18 protein-coding genes are annotated in these 17,087 nt (G+C 69.4%); 14 read left to right on the top strand and 4 right to left on the bottom strand.

All coding sequences use genetic code 11. From position 1 onward, the window contains the following. Positions 1-25 precede the first annotated feature (25 nt). Positions 26-934 carry an AEC family transporter gene (locus ACW9J6_RS09655; RefSeq protein WP_457116244.1) on the bottom strand — a complete coding sequence of 303 codons (909 nt, stop codon included), beginning with the start codon at positions 932-934 and terminating at the stop codon, positions 26-28. A 361-nt stretch (positions 935-1,295) separates the two neighbouring features. Here ACW9J6_RS09655 and ACW9J6_RS09660 point away from each other — a divergent pair, with 361 nt between their 5' ends. The 8 genes from ACW9J6_RS09660 (at position 1,296) to cyoD (ending at position 9,708) form a co-directional block, all read left to right on the top strand. Next, positions 1,296-2,195: a carbohydrate ABC transporter permease gene (locus ACW9J6_RS09660; RefSeq protein ID WP_457116245.1), complete on the top strand. Its 900-nt coding sequence runs from the start codon at positions 1,296-1,298 to the stop codon at positions 2,193-2,195. After that, positions 2,192-3,016 (top strand): carbohydrate ABC transporter permease, encoded by an 825-nt coding sequence (locus tag ACW9J6_RS09665; protein WP_457116246.1) that lies wholly within the window; start codon positions 2,192-2,194, stop codon positions 3,014-3,016. Before ACW9J6_RS09660 ends, ACW9J6_RS09665 begins: the two co-directional genes overlap by 4 nt. A gap of 14 nt (positions 3,017-3,030) precedes the next feature. After that, positions 3,031-4,353, top strand: a complete 1,323-nt coding sequence (locus tag ACW9J6_RS09670; protein WP_457116247.1) for an ABC transporter substrate-binding protein — start codon at positions 3,031-3,033, stop codon at positions 4,351-4,353. Between the two features lie 4 nt (positions 4,354-4,357). Next, the gene (locus tag ACW9J6_RS09675; RefSeq protein ID WP_457116248.1) at positions 4,358-5,197 is read left to right on the top strand and encodes a phosphodiesterase; all 840 of its coding nucleotides are present in this window, start codon (positions 4,358-4,360) and stop codon (positions 5,195-5,197) included. Positions 5,198-5,688: 491 nt separating this feature from the next. Continuing rightward, positions 5,689-6,588 carry a ubiquinol oxidase subunit II gene (gene cyoA, locus ACW9J6_RS09680; RefSeq protein ID WP_457116249.1) on the top strand — a complete coding sequence of 300 codons (900 nt, stop codon included), beginning with the start codon at positions 5,689-5,691 and terminating at the stop codon, positions 6,586-6,588. Between the two features lie 2 nt (positions 6,589-6,590). Next, positions 6,591-8,600: a cbb3-type cytochrome c oxidase subunit I gene (locus ACW9J6_RS09685; RefSeq protein ID WP_457116250.1), complete on the top strand. Its 2,010-nt coding sequence runs from the start codon at positions 6,591-6,593 to the stop codon at positions 8,598-8,600. Beyond that, entirely contained in the window at positions 8,597-9,283 is a 687-nt protein-coding gene (locus ACW9J6_RS09690; RefSeq protein ID WP_457116251.1) for a cytochrome (ubi)quinol oxidase subunit III, read from the top strand. The genes ACW9J6_RS09685 and ACW9J6_RS09690 overlap by 4 nt, the downstream gene beginning before the upstream one ends. Next, the gene (cyoD, locus tag ACW9J6_RS09695) at positions 9,280-9,708 is read left to right on the top strand and encodes a cytochrome o ubiquinol oxidase subunit IV (RefSeq protein WP_457116252.1); all 429 of its coding nucleotides are present in this window, start codon (positions 9,280-9,282) and stop codon (positions 9,706-9,708) included. Before ACW9J6_RS09690 ends, cyoD begins: the two co-directional genes overlap by 4 nt. Positions 9,709-9,733: 25 nt before the next feature. On the opposite strand, the gene ACW9J6_RS09700 is transcribed toward cyoD, so the two are convergent. Together ACW9J6_RS09700 and ACW9J6_RS09705 are read right to left on the bottom strand one after the other, a co-directional pair. Next, on the bottom strand, positions 9,734-10,156 hold the full coding sequence (locus ACW9J6_RS09700) for a HigA family addiction module antitoxin (RefSeq protein WP_457116253.1): 423 nt from the start codon (positions 10,154-10,156) through the stop codon (positions 9,734-9,736). Beyond that, positions 10,113-10,400 (bottom strand): type II toxin-antitoxin system RelE/ParE family toxin, encoded by a 288-nt coding sequence (locus ACW9J6_RS09705; RefSeq protein ID WP_457116254.1) that lies wholly within the window; start codon positions 10,398-10,400, stop codon positions 10,113-10,115. Before ACW9J6_RS09705 ends, ACW9J6_RS09700 begins: the two co-directional genes overlap by 44 nt. 147 nt (positions 10,401-10,547) lie before the next feature. Between ACW9J6_RS09705 and ACW9J6_RS09710 the strand changes: the two genes are divergently transcribed. The 6 genes from ACW9J6_RS09710 (at position 10,548) to rpmG (ending at position 16,296) form a co-directional block, all read left to right on the top strand. Beyond that, positions 10,548-10,889, top strand: coding sequence for a hypothetical protein (locus ACW9J6_RS09710; RefSeq protein WP_457116255.1), 342 nt, complete (start codon positions 10,548-10,550; stop codon positions 10,887-10,889). Between the two features lie 138 nt (positions 10,890-11,027). Further along, a complete protein-coding gene (gene rnr / locus ACW9J6_RS09715) occupies positions 11,028-13,331 on the top strand; it encodes a ribonuclease R (protein WP_457116256.1) in 2,304 nt (767 codons plus the stop codon). Beyond that, positions 13,328-13,831: a DUF983 domain-containing protein gene (locus ACW9J6_RS09720; RefSeq protein ID WP_457116257.1), complete on the top strand. Its 504-nt coding sequence runs from the start codon at positions 13,328-13,330 to the stop codon at positions 13,829-13,831. Before rnr ends, ACW9J6_RS09720 begins: the two co-directional genes overlap by 4 nt. Continuing rightward, complete coding sequence (locus tag ACW9J6_RS09725; RefSeq protein ID WP_457116258.1) at positions 13,770-14,522, top strand: NUDIX hydrolase; 753 nt, start codon at positions 13,770-13,772, stop codon at positions 14,520-14,522. Before ACW9J6_RS09720 ends, ACW9J6_RS09725 begins: the two co-directional genes overlap by 62 nt. Positions 14,523-14,853: 331 nt before the next feature. Next, the gene (locus ACW9J6_RS09730; RefSeq protein WP_457116259.1) at positions 14,854-16,020 is read left to right on the top strand and encodes an MFS transporter; all 1,167 of its coding nucleotides are present in this window, start codon (positions 14,854-14,856) and stop codon (positions 16,018-16,020) included. 108 nt (positions 16,021-16,128) lie between these two features. Further along, entirely contained in the window at positions 16,129-16,296 is a 168-nt protein-coding gene (gene rpmG, locus ACW9J6_RS09735) for a 50S ribosomal protein L33 (protein WP_457116260.1), read from the top strand. A gap of 184 nt (positions 16,297-16,480) precedes the next feature. Here the strand turns inward: rpmG and ACW9J6_RS09740 are convergent, their stop codons facing one another. After that, complete coding sequence (locus ACW9J6_RS09740) at positions 16,481-16,945, bottom strand: hypothetical protein (protein ID WP_457116261.1); 465 nt, start codon at positions 16,943-16,945, stop codon at positions 16,481-16,483. Between the last annotated feature and the right edge of the window lie 142 nt (positions 16,946-17,087).

Here is a 17,087-nt window from a genome sequence, read left to right on the forward strand (position 1 = left end):
ATGCTATCCACATTGAGAGTATGACTCATATATAGAAAAACATATCCCACCAAAATGGCAAAGTCAGGAACGACAAGAACGTTCCGATGCCGACGAGGAGGGTGATGAGCTTCGCATCCAATCCATACTGAATGGCAACGATCGAGCCGCCGATTTGCGGTGCCATCGCGGCCTCGAGCAAGGTGACTTGCACCGATACCCCTCTAAGCCCCAGCAAACCGATATACAAGACTCCGATCACGAAAGGAGCGATCACAAGCTTGTAAGCGATGCCCAAAGACAGCGGCAGCTTGTTACCCGGCAATGCCGACATCTTGAGTTGAAGCCCCACCGAGACAAGAGCCAATGGCGCCAATGTGTTTCCAAGGCGCAACAAAACGGACGAAAACCAAGCCGGATAGCTCAGCGGCAGCAGACATAATGCCACGATCAGTGCGATCAAAGGTAGAAAGGTTATCACCCTCTTTGCAATTTCCCGATTCGAAATCGAGCCTTCTCCAGCATAGAAGCAGATCGTGAGCACGCCGAGCGTGCTCAATACGAGATATGTTCCTAGTTGGTCGATGATGATTCCGAGCTGCATCTTGTCCGCGCCGTAGAATGTTTCGATCATCGGCAAGCCGATGAAGGACGTATTGCCCAGCCCGGAAACAACTCCCAATGCGCCGACCGTGTTCTTGTTCAACTTCAGCGCCACTCCGATCAAGCAGAAGAGGGCAATACTCATCACGAAGACGATCCACGGCATCGCTATCGCGTAGAGGAGACCAGTATTGAATTGCATGTTGTGGATCTGAAATAATATCAATGCCGGAAGCGAGATATGTATAATGAACATATTCAGCGATGTATGCGCATTTTCGGGCACACGACCGTAGCGGCGCAAGATCATTCCGACGATCAGACATGAAAATAACAGTATTATGTTATCCATGAAGCGCCTCCATCCCGCTCAAGACGCCCAATCCGGCAGGCGTTCATCGGATCTCAGCTTCGCCATGGACACGAATTCTGGATGCGATCTGAGCTCTCGGCCTCCATCGAATAGGGGACACGCGCCTCCGGTCGGAGCGAACGAGGCCGTCGGAACGCGTCAGGAGCACCGGGCGCGCGGATCTCCACCGCGGACCCGGCGCGGTGCCCGGGGCGGGAGACGGACAGACCCGTCGGCCTCGCCACCGCGTCCCCTTGCCCGGGCGGCACCTTCATCCCCTTGTCATCGAAGGCTCCGATGAGGGCGCCGTCGAGGTTCCAGGCGGATTCCCGTGTCGCACGCACTCCCACAGACCGAGTCCATGGCAGCCGCCGCCCGGCCGCTCGGCCTGAGGGTGTCGGCCCGGCCGCTCCTGCCCTTCGCCCTGCTGCTGCCCTCGCTCGTCTTCCTGGCGCTCTTCACCTACTGGCCGGTGGTCGAGGTGCTGTGGGACGCGACCCACGCCACGACGCGCCGGGGCACCCGCTTCGTCGGGCTCGACAACTTCGCCGCCCTGTTCGCGGACGAGACCTTCCGGACCTCGCTCCTCCACACCGGGCTCTACGCGCTTCTGACCGTGGGGCCGAGCCTCGTCCTGGCGCTCGGCTTCGCGCTCGCCCTCGACGGCAGCGGCCGCCTGCGGGCCCTGATGCGGGCCGTGTTCTTCCTGCCGGTGATGATCCCGCTCGTCGGCGCGGCGGCCCTGTTCCTGTTCCTGTTCCTGCCGGGGCTCGGCCTGATCGACTACCACCTCGCCAAGCTCGGCCTCTCGGGCGCGAACTGGCTCGGCGATCCGGACCTCGCGCTCCTGTCGATCAGCGTGCTCACCGTGTGGAAGAACGCCGGCTACTACATGCTGTTCTTCCTGGCGGGGCTGCAGGCGATCCCGGCCGAGCACCGCGAGGCGGCCCTCCTCGACGGGGCCGGTCCCTGGCAGCGGCTGCTTTACGTGACCCTGCCGGCCCTGCGCCCGACCCTCGCCTTCGTGCTGGTGATCGCGCTCCTCAACGTGGTGACGCAGGTCGACCACGTCTTCGTGCTCACCAAGGGCGGCCCTTCCGACGCCACCAAGCTCGTGCTGTTCTACATCTACGAGCAGGCGGTGGAGCGCTACGATGCCGGGCGCGCCGCCGCCGCCACGGTCGTGACGCTCGCGCTCCTCGTGGCGCTCACCGCCGCCTCGCTCCGCAAGGTCGAGCAGCGCCTGGAGGACGCGCCGTGACCCGCGAGTGGCTCCCCGCCGCCGGCCGCGCCGCGACGGCTCTCCTCGCCCTCGTCTGGGCGGTCCCCTTCCTGTGGATGCTGGTCGCGACGCTCCGGCCGCCGGGCCTCGCCGCCGCGATGGCCTCACTGGTGCCGGACGCTGCCCCGAGCCTCGCCAACCTCGCGGAGGCCTGGGCCTCGGCGGAGTTCCCGCTCTACTTCCTCAACACGCTCGTCATCTGCGCCGGCACGCTCGCGGTGCAGCTCGTCACGGCGTCGCTCGCCGCCTACGCCTTCGCGCGGCTCGACTTCCCGGGCCGCACACTCCTGTTCTACGCCTTCCTGATCCAGCTCATGCTGGTGCCGGTGGTGCTGATCGTGCCGAACCTCAGGACGGTGGCGGCGCTCGGCCTCTACGACACCCTGCCGGGCGTGATGGCGCCCTACTGCGCCACGGCCTTCGGGACCTTCCTGCTCCGCCAGAGCTTCCGCGAGGTGCCGCGGGAACTGGAGGACGCCGCGCTGATCGACGGGGCGGGCTGGTTCCAGCGCGTCCGCCACGTCTACCTGCCGCTGACCAAGCCGACCCTCGTCGCCTTCTCGATCGTCTCGGTGACGACGCACTGGAACGAGTTCGTCTGGCCGCTGATGGTGATCAACTCCCCCGACCGGCGACCCCTCACCCTCGGGCTCGCGAGCTTCACGCTCTCCGCCGAGGGCACCCAGGCCTGGGGCGTGATCGCCGCCGGGACGCTCATCGTGAGCGCGCCGCTCCTCGTCGCCTTCCTGCTGTTCCAGCGCCGCTTCGTGAACAGCTTCCTGGCCTCCGGGCTCAAGTAAGAGGGATCGAACCCATGACCTCCTGGTGGAAGGCCGCCCGCCTTGCGGCGGCGCTCGTCGCCGGCAGCGCGGCCGCCGCGTCCGCGGCGGATCTCGACCTGTTCTTCCCGGTGCCGGTCGACGGGGCGCTCGCCAAGACCATGACGGGGCTGATCAAGGAGTTCAACGACGGCCATCCCGGCACGAAGGTGACCCCGGTCTTCACCGGCTCCTACGACGACACGCTGCTCAAGACCCGCGCCGCCATCAAGGCCGGCAAGCCGCCGGGCGCGGTGATCATGTCGGCGAACTTCCTCACCGACCTCGCCATCGAGAGGGAGATCGCGCCCCTCGACGACCTGATCGCGGCCGAGGGCAAGACGCCCGACGCCTTCATGGACCAGTTCTTCCCGGCCCTGAAGGGCAACGCGGTCGTCGAGCGCAAGGTCTACGGGGTGCCGTTCCACAACTCGACGCCCCTCCTCTACTACAACGCGGACCAGTTCCGGGAGGCCGGCCTCGACCCCGACAAGCCGCCGCGGACCTGGGCCGAGCTGGAGGCGGCCGCCCGCAAGCTCACCAAGCGCGAGGGCGAGCGCGTCACCCGCTGGGGCCTGATGATGCCCTCCGCCTACGATTACGGCGGCTGGCTGCTCCAGGCGCTGACGCTGTCGAATGGCGGGCGCTGGTACAACGAGGATTACGGCGGCGAGGTCTACTACGACGCCCCCTCCACGCTCGGCGCCTTGACCTTCTGGTCAGACCTCGTGCACAAGGCCAAGGTCCACCCGGCGGGCGAGACCAAGGGGCCGACGGTGACCGCCTCGTTCCTGTCGGGCCAGGCCTCGATGATGATCCTCTCGACGGGCTCGCTCACCTTCATCCGCGACAGCGCCAAGTTCCCGTTCCGGGTCGCCTTCGTGCCGATGAACGTCCGTCAGGCGGTGCCGATCGGCGGTGCCTCCCTGGTGCAGCCGACCGGCCTCGACCCGGAGATGCGCAAGGGCGGCTGGACCCTGATCCAGTGGCTGACCTCGCCGGAGGTCTCGGGACGCTGGAGCCGCGCCACCGGCTACTTCGCGCCCAACCGCGCCGCCTACGACCTGCCCGACATGAAGGCCTTCCTGGACAAGAACCCGGACGCGAAGATCGCCGTCGACCAGCTCGCCAACGCGCGGCCCTGGTTCGCCACCTACCGCACGGTGCCGGTGCGCAAGGCGATCGAGGACGAGCTGCAAGCGGTGCTCTCGGGCAAGCGCCAGCCCAAGGAGGCGCTCGCCGCCGCGCAGAAGAGCGCGGACGCGATCATGCGCCCCTACGTCGAGGACACGGCCCTGCACCTGCCGGGCGCGGAGTGAGCCCATGCTGATCGCCCAGATCTCGGACCTGCACCTGCGGCCCCGCGGCAAGGCCGCCTACCGGGTGGCCGAGACCAACATGCTGGTGGAGCGCGCCGTCGACGCGCTCATCGCCCTGCAGCCGCGGCCGGACGTGGTGCTGGTGACCGGCGACCTCACCGATTGTGGGCTGCCGGAGGAATACGCCCTCCTGCGCAGCCTGCTCGGGCGGCTGCCGATCCCGGTCTTCGTGGTGCCGGGCAACCACGACCGCCGCGAGACCCTGCGCGCCGGGCTGCCGGCGGCCTGGCTGCCGGGCGCGATGGAGGAGTTCGTCCAGTACGTGGTCGAGGACTGGCCCGTGCGGCTGATCGGCCTCGACACGCTGGTGTCCGGGGCCAGCCACGGGGCGCTGTGCGAGCGGCGCCTCGCCTTCCTGGAGGATGCGCTGGCCGCCGGCCGCGACCGGCCCACGGTGGTGTTCCTGCACCACCCGCCCTTCGATTGCGGCATGGAGGGCATGGACAAGATCCGGCTCCTCGACGGGGAGGAGCGGTTCCGGGCCCTGATCGACGCCAATCGGAATGTCGAGCGGGTGCTCTGCGGCCACCACCACCGGCCGATCCAGATGCGCTACGCCGGCACCCTCGCCATGGTGGCGCCGGGCGTCGCGCACCAGGTCGGCCTCGACCTCGTGCCAGGGCGCGAGAGCGGCCTGGTGCTGGAGCCCCCGGCCTTCCATCTCCACCGCTACGCGCCGGAGACGGGGCTGGTGTCCCACATGGCGTATGTCGAGCGGTATCCGGGACCGTTCCCCTTCGTGCTCGACGCGGATTATCCGGGTCAGGGACGCGCGGCGGACTGACCGGGCCCGTCTTCGCGGAGATCCGCGGGTGCGGGTTCCGGTCGTCGTAAGATGGATCGGAACCCGATACGATTGCGCGTAGCCCGACCATCCCGGTTGCCGGGCGAAAGGTCAGGGCGAGGGCGCACTCGCCGCGATCCGATCGGATCGCCGCGCCGCCGCCGCACGACCGGATCGATCGTAGCCACGTCGGCAACTGATGTATATCGAGCCAATATCCGTCCTCATGGCTCCGTCTGCTTCAAACATCTCCGACACTGCACATCATGTATTTGTATCTCATTATCGATGCAGGAGTTTTATTTTCAAATAAACGCGGGTTCATGGCCGAGAATGTGCAGACTTACATACATGAATTATTTCGTCCCGCGCTATTCGGCCGCATGGAGGCGGCAGGGCCGGGATCCATATCTGCCGCTGACCTCTGACATGCTGGAGAGCAGGATGCGGCAGACCGACCGCTGGCCGTTGCCGATCCGACCGACGCGGCGATGAGGCGCGGCGCGCGCCCGGGCCTCGCCATCCTGGCGACCCCCCTGCTCCTCGCGGGTTGCCAGCCCAATATCCTTGCGGGCCAGGGTCCGGTGGGCGCGGCCGAGAGCAACATCCTGCTCATCGCCTCGGTCATCATGCTGGCCATCATCGTGCCGACGATCGTCGGGACGCTGGCCTTTGCGTGGTGGTTCCGGGAGTCGAACACCCGCGCCCGCTACCGCCCGGACTGGGCCTTCTCGGGCCGGATCGAGATCGTGATCTGGTCGGTGCCCTTCCTGACGATCGTGTTCCTGGGCGGCATCGCCTGGATCGGCGCGCATCAGCTCGATCCCGCCGAGCCGCTCGCCTCCGACGCCAAGCCGATCGACGTGCAGGTCGTCTCCCTCGATTGGAAGTGGCTGTTCATCTACCCCGACCAGAAGGTCGCGGCGGTGAACCAGCTCGTCGTGCCGGCCGCGACGCCGATCCGCTTCCACCTCACGTCGAGCAGCGTCTGGAACTCGTTCTTCGTGCCCGGCCTCGGCAGCATGATCTACACGATGCGCGGGATGGTGACGCGGCTCAACCTGATGACCGATCGGGAGACGCAGCTGCACGGCCTCTCGACGCATTTCAGCGGGGACGGCTTCTCCGACATGAATTTCCCGCTGAGATCGGTCTCGGCCGCGGCGTTCGAGGCCTGGGTGCGCTCCGCGCAGGGAGGGCCGGCCCTCGACAAGGCCGCCTACGCCGAGCTCGCCAAGCAGAGCCAGGGCGATCCGCCGCGGACCTACGGGTCGGTCGATCCCGACCTCTTCCGCCAGATCGTGGACCAGACCGTACCGCCGGGGCCGGGACCGGCCCAGGCGGCCGGCAACGGCGCCGGCCCGGGCGTGAAGCCCAAGGGAGGACAGTGAGGATGCTGGGCAAGCTCACCTGGTCGGCGATCCCCTTCGACCAGCCGATCCCGCTCGCGGCCGGCGGCGCGGTCGTCGCCATCATGCTCGCCGTCATCGCCTGGATCGTGCTCGCCGGCCACCTGCCGTACCTGTGGCGGGAGTGGATCACCAGCGTCGACCACAAGCGCATCGGCGTAATGTACGTCCTCCTCGGCCTCCTGATGCTGCTCCGCGGCTTCACGGACGCGATGCTGATGCGCTCGCAGCAGGCCCTCGCCTACCAGGCCCCCGGCTACCTGCCGCCCGAGCATTACGACCAGATCTTCTCGGCCCACGGCACCATCATGATCCTGTTCGGCGCCATGCCGTTCATGGTCGGGCTGATGAACTTCGTGGTGCCGCTGCAGCTCGGGGTGCGCGACGTCGCCTTCCCGACCCTGAACTCGGTGAGCTTCTGGCTCACGGCGACCGGCGCGCTGCTCGTCAACGTCTCCCTGGTGATCGGCGAGTTCGCCCGCACCGGCTGGTGGCCGGCGCCGCCCTTGAGCGAGGTCACCTACTCGCCGGGCGTCGGCGTCGACTACTACCTCTGGGCCGTCCAGATCTCCGGCGTCGGGACGCTGCTCTCGGGGGTCAACCTCGTCACCACCATCCTGAAGATGCGCGCGCCCGGCATGAGCTACCTGCGCATGCCGATGTTCTGCTGGACCGCGCTGGCCTCGAACCTGCTCATCGTCGCCGCCTTCCCGATCCTGACCGCGACGCTGACGATGCTGACCCTCGACCGCTACCTCGGCTTCCACTTCTTCACGGACGAGGCCGGCGGCAACTCGATGATGTTCATGAACCTGTTCTGGGCCTGGGGGCACCCGGAGGTCTACATCCTGGCGCTGCCCGCCTACGGGGTGTTCTCGGAGGTGGTCTCGACCTTCTCGGGGAAACCGCTCTTCGCCTACCGCTCGATGGTGCTGGCGACGATGGCGATCTTCCTCCTCTCGTTCATGGTCTGGCTGCACCACTTCTTCACCATGGGCGCGGGCGGCGACGTCAACGGCGTCTTCGGCATCACCTCGATGATCATCGCGGTGCCGACCGGCGTGAAGATCTTCGACTGGATGTTCACGATGTACGGGGGCCGGGTTCGGATCTCCGTCCCGATGCTGTGGACGCTGGCCTTCATGGTGACCTTCGTGGTGGGCGGCGCCACGGGCGTGCTCCTGGCGGTGCCCCCGGCCGACTTCGTCCTGCACAACAGCATGTTCCTGGTGGCCCACTTCCACAACGTGATGGTCAGCGCCGTGCTGTTCGCGGGCTTTGCCGGCTACACCTACTGGTTCCCGAAGGCCTTCGGCTTTTGCCTGGACGAGACCTGGGGCCGGCGGGCCTTCTGGTTCTCGCTCGCCGGCTACCTGATCGTGTTCATCCCCCTTTACGTCGTCGGCCTGCTCGGCATGACGCGGCGGATGCAGCACTACGACGTCGCCGGCTGGCGGCCCTGGGTGCTGGCGGCGAGCTGCGGGGTCGTGGTGATGCTGATCGGCGTCGTCTGCCAGGTGATCCAGCTCGTGGTCAGCATCCGGCACCGCGAGAGCCTGCGCGACATCACCGGCGATCCCTGGGACGGGCGCTCCCTGGAATGGGCCACCGCCTCCCCGCCGCCGGTCTTCAACTTCGCGACCCTGCCGCACGTGCACGGCGAGGAGGCCTACTGGTCGATCAAGCAGCGCGCCATCGCGCACGCACGGCTGCGCGAGGAGCCCGACTACGAGCCGATCGAGATGCCGCTCAACAACCCGACCGGCTTCGTCTGCGCCTTCTTCGCGACGGTGATCGGCTTCGCCATGATCTGGCACATCTGGTGGATGGCGGGGCTCGGCCTGGCCGGAGCCTTCGCGACCTTCGTGGTCTTCGCGTGGCGCGACCGGGTCGAGCACGAGATCCCGCGCGAGACGGTGGCCCGGGTCAACCGCGCCAACCGGGCGACCCGCGCGGAGGCCCTGGCGCAGGCGACCCGGAAGGCGGCGGCATGACCGACAGCGCCGTCGTCTCGCCGCCCATCGCCGGCCACCGCACCGACCCGGCGCAGCTCGGCCACCACGCAAGCGGCGCCGGCCACGCCCGGGCCACCGGCCGGGGCGTCGGCGGCCCGGCGCCCAAGCACATCGTCGTCGGCTACGGGTTCTGGATCTTCCTCCTCAGCGACATCGTGATGTTCTCGGCCTTCTTCGCGGCCTACGCCGTGCTGCAGGGCGGGACCGCCGGGGGGCCGACCGGCCCGGACCTGTTCGACCTCACCAACACGGCGATCGAGACCGGCTGCCTCCTGATCTCGAGCTTCCTGTGCGGGCTCGCCACCGTCGCGGTGGACCGGCGCCGGGCCTTCGCCTTCCAGCTCGCCATGGCGGCCACCTTCGTGTTCGGCGCCGCCTTCCTGGTGCTGGAACTGCGCGAGTTCATGGATTTCGTGGCGCGGGGCGCCGGCCCAACCCGCAGCGCCTTCCTGTCCGCCTTCTTCACGCTGGTGGGCTGCCACGGCCTGCACGTCACCGCCGGCCTGCTCTGGCTTCTGACCATGATGGCGCAGGTGCTCGCCAAGGGCTTTCGCCCCGACATCCTGCGCCGCGTGATGTGCTTCAGCCTGTTCTGGCACGCCCTCGACATCGTCTGGGTGGCGGTCTTCACCGTCGTCTACCTCATGGGAACGATCGCATGAGCCAGGTGCATCACGACGCCCGCAACGAGGCCGACCTCGCGCCCGGCGACGAACTCGCCGAGGAGGAGACCGGCGGCGGCCTGCGCAGCTACCTGATCGGGCTGGGCCTCGCCACCCTGCTCACCGCGGCGTCCTTCGCGGTGCTCAAGGCGCATTTCCTGTGGGCTCCCGCGATCCCGATCGCCCTCTTCGTCTTCGCCATCGCGCAGATGGGCGTCCACCTCGTGTTCTTCCTGCACATCACCACGGGGCCCGACAACACCAACAACGTCATGGCGCTCGGCTTCGGGGTGCTGATCGTCCTGCTGCTGTTCGGCGGCTCGGTCTGGATCATGCACCACATGAACAGCAACATGATGCCGGAGCCCGGGATGGGCGGGAGCATGACGATGCCGATGCCGCACGGTGCGCACGGGTCGCCGTAGGGCTCGTGGACCCGTGTTGATCCCGTCAGGCGACGTCCGGCCACACGGCGGGTTCGATCTTCTCCAAATCCTTCCCGATCTCGGACATCAGCACCTCGCTCTCGAACTGGTTCTGGAGGTTGAGCCAGAACTGATGTGAGTTCCCGAAGAATCGAGAGAGGCGAAGCGCCGTATCCGTGCTGATGCCGACCTCTTCCTTCACGATGCGCTCGATCCGCGAGCGCGGCAGGTGAAGCGCGCGAGCGATGGCGCCCGCGGTGAGGCCGAGCGGCGCCATGAACTCTTCGCGCAGGATCTCGCCGGGATGGATCGGCGGAAGAACCTCCGCGATCTCGGCCTGTTCGAAGGCTTGCCGCAAAGCCTCGATGCCAACGGCCTCTCCAGACATCGTTATCTCCTTCGACTCATCGATGGTAATCCGTGAACTCAACTCGAGTGGAACCACCATCGGTCCATACGAAACAGATCCGGAACTGATCGTTCACGGCGATGGCATGTTGCCCGCTGCGGTCCATCGTCAGGGGATGGAGCCTGTTCGAGGCCGGAACCTTGAGGTCGTTCAGGGCGACCGCGGCGTTCAGCGCGTTCAGCTTGCGCTGGGTGGCCCTGAAGAGATCCGGCGGGAACCCTTTGAGGCGCCTCCCACGGAAGACGGCCTCGGTCAGCCGATCGTGGAACCCGAGGATCGCCACGCCGTCCATCGAGTCGTGTTGCACCCGATGCAACATGTATCACGCGATGGAACGTAAGGTCAACGAGGCGGTGCCGGCGGCGAGGATACGCGACATGCGGCTGCATCCTGCACCTCATCCTGGCACCACTCTTGCGGCCCGCTCCGCATGACCGACGCCGTGCCGACCCCCGCCCTCCTTCGCGCCCTCCTTGCCACCCTGGTGAAGGCCGCGCTGATCCCCGACCCGGTCCGGCTCGCCGGGTTCCGCGCCGAGGCCGCAGCGCAGCACCGCGCGCTGGCCGGCCGCGACCTTTCCGGCCTGAAGCTCGACGGCATCTGGGCGCTGGCGGTGCGCGACGCCGAGGCGCCCGCGCTGCGCGCCGAGGAGACGGCGGTCTCCCTCACCCTGCCGCAAACCTGCCCCCTGCCTCTCGACGCGCTCACCGGTCAGGACTTCGACTTCGAGGCGGCCGCCGCCCGGGTGCGCGCCTCCGCCGCCACCGGCTGACGCAACGCCGTTGCTCCTCCGGGACGGGGATCCCATATTACGCGAAGAGGTTAGACCCGCGCGGGACCGAGAGGGTGTCGCGGTGCCGGTCGTCGCCCGCGCATCCCGCACGCCCCTTTCCCCCCTTCGAGTTCTCCCTTGGCGAAACGCATCCCCCCGACTGCCGATCACGGCGCCCTGCCCTCCCGCGAGGCTTTGCTCGGCTTCATCAGCGAATCCACCGGCAAGGTCGGCAAGCGCGAGATCGCCAAGGCTTTCGGCCTCAAGGGCGCCGACCGGGTCGAGCTGAAGCGCATGCTCGCCGACCTGACGCACGAGGGCGCGGTCGAGAAGGACCGGGCGGGCCTGCGCCAGGCCGGCCGTCTGCCCCCGGTCCTCGTCGCCGACATCGGGTCCCGCGACGGCGACGGCGAACTCATCGCCTCGCCCGCCCAGTGGGACCCGGAATCCGGCCCTGCCCCGAAGATCCTGGTGACGACGCCCCGCGGCCGGCGCGGCGCGGTCCAGCCGGCCCCGGGCCTCGGCGACCGGGCGCTGCTGCGCGTCGAGCCCGACGCCGAGATCCCGGGCCGCTACGTCGGCCGCGTCATCAAGCTCCTCGGCCGCAACAAGGCGGAGGTGCTGGGCGTCTACCGGGCCCTGGAGAAGGGCGGCGGGCGCGTCGTGCCGGTCGAGAAGCGCGCCCAGGGGCGCGAGATCGAGATCCCGCCCGGCCAGGAGGGCGAGGCCCGCGACGGGGACCTCGTCAGCGTGGCGCTGGCGGGCGAGGGCCGGCCCGGCCGCGAGCGCCTGGGCCTCGCCCGCGGCCGGGTGAAGGAGCGGCTCGGCGCCGTCTCCTCCGAGAGGGCCGTCAGCCTGATCGCGCTCCACGCCCACGGCATCCCGCACGTCTTCCCCCGGGAGGTGCTGGACGAGGCCGAGGCGGCCCGGCCCGCCGGGATGGAGGGCCGCGAGGATTGGCGCGACCTCCCGCTCCTCACCATCGACCCGCCGGACGCCAAGGACCACGACGACGCCGTGATGGCGGTGCCGGATCCCGACCCGGACAATCCGGGCGGCTTCCTGGTGACGATCGCCATCGCGGACGTGGCGGCCTATGTGCGCCCGGGCAGCGCCCTCGACCGCGAGGCGCTCCACCGCGGCAACTCGGTCTACTTCCCCGACCGGGTGGTGCCGATGCTGCCGGAGCGGATCTCGAACGACCTCTGCTCGCTGCGCCCCGGGGAGGACCGCCCGGCGCTGGCATTGCGCCTCGTGATCGGGGCGGACGGCCGCAAGAAGCGCCACAGCGTCCACCGGGTGATGATGCGCTCGGCGGCCAAGCTCGCCTACGCGCAGGCCCAGGCCGCCATCGACGGGCGGCCGGACGCGATCACCGGCCCCCTCCTCGACCCGGTGCTGCGCCCGCTCTGGGCGGCCTACCGGGTGCTGGCGGCGGCGCGGGATTCCCGCGGTCCCCTCGCCCTCGACCTCCCCGAGCGCAAGGTGATCCTGAACGCCGAGGGCGGCGTCGACCGGGTGATCGTGCCCCCGCGGCTGGAGGCCCACCGCCTGATCGAGGAATTCATGATCCAGGCGAACGTCGCGGCCGCCGAGACCCTGGAGCAGAAGGCCCAGGCGCTGATCTACCGGGTCCACGACGAGCCCAGCCTCGAGAAGATGCGGGCGCTCGGCGAGGTGCTGGCTTCGATCGGCATCAAGCTGCCCAAGGAAGGGGTGCTGCGCCCCTCGCTGTTCAACCGCATCCTCGGCATGGTCGAGGGCACCGAGCACCAGACCTTCATCAACGAGGTGATCCTGCGCTCGCAGGCCCAGGCGGTCTACGCGCCGGAGAATCTCGGGCATTTCGGCCTCGCCCTGCGCCGCTACGCCCATTTCACCTCGCCGATCCGGCGCTACGCCGACCTCGTCGTGCACCGCGCCCTGATCCGGGCGCTGTGGCTCGGGCCCGACGGCCTCCCGGATCTCGGCCTGAAGGACCTCGCCGAGATCGGGCAGCAGATCTCGAACGCGGAGCGCCGCGCCATGGCGGCCGAGCGCGAGACCATCGACCGCCTCATCGCCCAGCACCTCGCTGACCGGGTCGGCGCCACGTTCGCGGGCCAGATCTCCGGCGTGACCAAGTCCGGGCTGTTCGTGAAGCTCGACGAGACCGGCGCGGACGGGTTCGTGCCGGTCTCGACGCTCGGGGCTGACTACTACCGCTACGAGGAGCGCGGGCACGCGCTCTCGGGCGAGCGCACCGGCGAGACCTTCCGGCTCGGCGACCGCGTCACCGTGCGCCTCGTCGAGGCCGCGCCGGTGGCGGGCGCTCTGCGCTTCGAGGTGGTATCGGAGGGCACGCGCGGCCGCAGCCCGGCACCCCGCCGGGGCCCGCGCCAGGGCCGGCCGGCGCCGGAGCGCCGCGAGGGCCTGACCAAGCGCAGGGGGAAGCGGGCGTGATCGAGATCGACGGCAGGGCCGCCCCCGCGGCGGCGCCCGCCCTCGTGCCCTGGCACGGGGCGATGCTCCGGGGCTTCCGCAACCGCTGCCCCCATTGCGGCGAGGGCCGGCTCTTCGCCCGATTCCTGAGGGTGCGGGAGACCTGCGAGGCCTGCGGCACCGAACTCCACCACCACCGGGCGGACGACCTGCCGCCCTACCTGGTGATCTTCATCGTCGGCCACATCGTCGGGCTCGCCATCCTGGAGAGCCAGATGCGCCTCGCCGAGTTGCCGCTGTGGTTCGAGCTGACCTTCTGGCCCGCGGTGACGCTCGCGATGGCGCTCGGCCTGCTCCAGCCCGTGAAGGGCGCGGTGGTCGGGCTGCAATACGCCCTTGGCATGCACGGCTTCGCCGCGATACGCCGCGCCGGCACGGTGCAGGGCGGGGAGACGCGGGATGAGCGCGACGGCGGGACCGAACGAGAGCGGGGCGGCGCCCCCGGCCTCCGCGGCGCGTGAGCGCAAGCCGGCGCTGCGGCCGCGGAACGCCGCGACGCTGATCATCCTCGACCATGCCGGCCGCACGCCCAAGGTGCTGATGGGCCGCCGCCACGACGGCCACAAGTTCATGCCCGGCAAGTACGTCTTCCCGGGCGGCCGAATCGAGCTCGCCGACCGGCACATGCCGGTCGCCGGCACCCTCAACGACCGGGCCGAGGCGGCGCTCACCGCCCGCGTCAGCCGCCCGCCCCACCATCTCGGCCGGGCGCTCGCCCTCGCGTCGATCCGCGAGACCTACGAGGAGACCGGCCTGATGATCGGGACCCGCGACTACGGGCCGCCCGAGACCGCGCCGGACGGGCCCTGGGCGGCCTTCCGCGAGGCCGGCGTGATGCCCGACCTGGAGGCCCTGCAATTCGTGGCCCGGGCGATCACGCCCCCGGCCCGGCCCAAGCGCTTCGACACCCGCTTCTTCGCGGTGAGCCGCGAGGCGGTCGCGGCCGAGACCCCCGGGATGGTCGGCCCCGAGGCGGAACTCACCGAACTCGCCTGGGTGAGCTTCTCGGAGGCGCGCAAGCTCGACCTCCCGCGCATCACCCACATCGTCCTCGACGAGCTGGAGGCCCGGCTCGCGGCGGGGTTCGCCCCCTTCCTGCCGGTGCCGTTCTTCCGGGAGGTGCGGGGCCGGCACACCCGCGAGGAGATTTAGCCATCGAGGGGGCTGAATCCTCTCTCAGCTCCCCCTTTCCCGGACGACTGCAGCGTCAGCGGAAGGAGATCCGGGAACCAGCACGAGAATCGCCGCGAAGCGGCTCCGCATCCCAGCACCGTTGCACCATACGGACGCTTCGCGTCTTCTTGCGCTGGTTTCCGGATCTCCTTCCGCTGACGCCGCAGTCGTCCGGAAAAGGGAGGGCTGAACGGGGTGGTGAGCGGCCAGCCCCGCCCCTGACCGCCGATCCGGGTTGCACCCGGGCTGCTGGCGCCGCCGACGCGCCTGCGCCATATCCCGGCGCCCGAGGGCAGCCGGCAGGGCGAGGATGGACGCGGTCACGACAGGGTTCGGCAGGAGCGGGGTCGCCTCGATCGCGGCGGCCATCACCTGCGTGGCGGTGGTCGGCATCGGGCTCTCCCTCTCGATCCCGCTCCTCTCCCTGGAGATGGAGCGGATGGGCCTCCCCAACACGCTGATCGGCGTCAACACCGCGGTGGCGGGCGTGGCGAGCATCGTGGTGGTGCCCTTCGTGCCCCGGATCGCCGCCCGGCTCGGGGTGCTGCCGCTGCTGCTCGGCGCCATCGCGGTCGGGGCGGCCTCGCTCCTCGGCTTCAAGCTCCTGTTCGACGTGCGGTGGTGGTTCCCCCTGCGCTTCACCTTCTCGGCGGCGCTCGGGGTGCTGTTCGTGCTCTCGGAATTCTGGATCAACCAGGCGGCCCCGCCGGCCCGCCGCGGCCTGGTGATGGGCGTCTACGCCACGGTGCTGGCGCTCGGCTTCGCGGTCGGGCCGGGGCTGCTCGGCCTCCTCGGCACCGCCGGATGGCCGCCCTACCTCGCCGGCGCGGCCCTGTTCGCGGCGGCGAGCGTCCCCCTCCTCCTCGCCCGCGGCCTCTCGCCGGAGATCCCCGCCAAGGGCGGCCGCGGCTTCCTCGGCTACCTGAGGGTCGCCCCCTCGGCGACGCTCGCGGCCTTGGTCTACGGCGCCGTCGAGACCGGGGGCTTCGCCATCCTGCCGATCTACGGGCTGCGGCTCGGCCTCACGCCGGAGCAGGCGGCCGGGCTCGTCAGCCTCGCGGCGCTCGGCAACGTCGCCTTTCAGATCCCGGCCGGGCTGCTCGCCGACCGCATCGACCGCCGCAAGGTGCTGCTCGGGGCGGCGGCCGGCGGGGCGCTCGGGGCGCTGCTGCTCCCCGCGGGCGCCCAGGCCCCCTGGCTGCTCGGCGCCGTCCTGTTCGTCTGGGGCGGCGTCGCGGGCACGCTCTACACGGTCGGCCTCGCGCATCTGGGCGCGCGCTTCGAGGGCGCGGCGCTCGCCGGCGCCAACGCCGCCTTCCTGGTCCTCTACAATATCGGCCTCGTGCTCGGCCCGCCGCTCGTGGGCGGCAGCATGGACCTCGCCTCCCCGCACGGCTTCGCGTGGTCGCTGGCCGCCCTGTTCCTCGCCTACCTGGCGGTGGTCGGCGGCCGGGTGGTGCGGGCCGCCCCGGCTTGACGCCGGAGAGGCCTTGAGGCATGGATCCCCCGCGTTTCGGCCGGGGCGATCCCGGCCCTTTTGCGTTTCGGTCCCCCGGACGCATCCCCATGCCAACGAGGTCGCGTCATGGCCAAGGCCGTCACCGTCAAGATCAAGCTCGTCTCGACCGCCGACACGGGCTATTTCTACGTCACGAAGAAGAACTCGCGCACCAAGACCGACAAGCTGTCGTTCAAGAAGTACGACCCGGTCGCGCGCAAGCACGTCGAGTTCAAGGAAGCCAAGATCAAGTGATCGGCCGGCGAGACCGTCGGGTCTCGTCGCACGCTCCGATCGGAGGCAGGAAGGCCGCCCGCGGGCGGCCTTCGTCGTCTCGCACGACATCCGATCGCTTGCTTCGCAACGCGGATGTCGGCTTCGCGCAAGCGCCGCGCGGGCTCCCTGATCCGCCCGCCGCTGTGATCAAGCGGTGGCCGGATCAGGCGAGGAAGTACAGGAGGCCCGGCACGCCGATCGCGGCCGTGGCGCAGCCATAGGCCAGCCAGAGGCCGGGCCGCTTGGTCGCGAGGCGGCGCAGGCGGCGGGCGGTGGCCGAACCGGTCACGCTGCGGCCGTTCACGCAGGAGCACAGCAGGTGGTGCGCCTCGCCGGTGCTCAGCTCGAAGAACTCCCGCGCCTCGCCGAAGCTGTCGCCCGTGAGCCCGCTCGCCCGCAGGATCGGGTCCGCGTAGGCCAGCGCGATCGGCGAGTTGTCGGCCCGGATCGCGGCGCGCATCCGGCGCGGCACGAACTCGATCTCCTCCAGGGTGGTGAAGGTCCGGGTCGGCTCGCGCTCCAGGATCTCGGCCCAGCGTTCGAGGCGGGCGCGGCGGCCTTCGAGGAGGCCGGGGACCGGTTCGACATCGGCAATGTCGCGAAGGTGACGGAGCGGCTGATGTTCCATGCTCAGCATCCTCTCGATGCGCGGCTCTTTCTGTGTCGCGCTGCGGTCGAAGCAGGATGCTACAGACTTCGCGAGGATGCATTCGCGAAGATGGCCGCCATTTTACGGCGTTTTGCTGCCAAGCTTACTTGCTGATCGGCCG

The sequence above is a fragment of the Methylobacterium sp. JK268 genome, from assembly GCF_054052225.1.

Coding starts and splice junctions, on each gene's coding strand:
- ACW9J6_RS09655 (WP_457116244.1), bottom strand. CDS start 934: ATGGATAACATAATACTGTTATTTTCATGTCTGATCGTCGGAATGATC.
- ACW9J6_RS09660 (WP_457116245.1), top strand. CDS start 1,296: ATGGCAGCCGCCGCCCGGCCGCTCGGCCTGAGGGTGTCGGCCCGGCCG.
- ACW9J6_RS09670 (WP_457116247.1), top strand. CDS start 3,031: ATGACCTCCTGGTGGAAGGCCGCCCGCCTTGCGGCGGCGCTCGTCGCC.
- ACW9J6_RS09675 (WP_457116248.1), top strand. CDS start 4,358: ATGCTGATCGCCCAGATCTCGGACCTGCACCTGCGGCCCCGCGGCAAG.
- cyoA (WP_457116249.1), top strand. CDS start 5,689: ATGAGGCGCGGCGCGCGCCCGGGCCTCGCCATCCTGGCGACCCCCCTG.
- ACW9J6_RS09685 (WP_457116250.1), top strand. CDS start 6,591: ATGCTGGGCAAGCTCACCTGGTCGGCGATCCCCTTCGACCAGCCGATC.
- ACW9J6_RS09690 (WP_457116251.1), top strand. CDS start 8,597: ATGACCGACAGCGCCGTCGTCTCGCCGCCCATCGCCGGCCACCGCACC.
- cyoD (WP_457116252.1), top strand. CDS start 9,280: ATGAGCCAGGTGCATCACGACGCCCGCAACGAGGCCGACCTCGCGCCC.
- ACW9J6_RS09700 (WP_457116253.1), bottom strand. CDS start 10,156: ATGGTGGTTCCACTCGAGTTGAGTTCACGGATTACCATCGATGAGTCG.
- ACW9J6_RS09710 (WP_457116255.1), top strand. CDS start 10,548: ATGACCGACGCCGTGCCGACCCCCGCCCTCCTTCGCGCCCTCCTTGCC.
- ACW9J6_RS09725 (WP_457116258.1), top strand. CDS start 13,770: ATGAGCGCGACGGCGGGACCGAACGAGAGCGGGGCGGCGCCCCCGGCC.
- ACW9J6_RS09730 (WP_457116259.1), top strand. CDS start 14,854: ATGGACGCGGTCACGACAGGGTTCGGCAGGAGCGGGGTCGCCTCGATC.
- rpmG (WP_457116260.1), top strand. CDS start 16,129: ATGGCCAAGGCCGTCACCGTCAAGATCAAGCTCGTCTCGACCGCCGAC.
- ACW9J6_RS09740 (WP_457116261.1), bottom strand. CDS start 16,945: ATGGAACATCAGCCGCTCCGTCACCTTCGCGACATTGCCGATGTCGAA.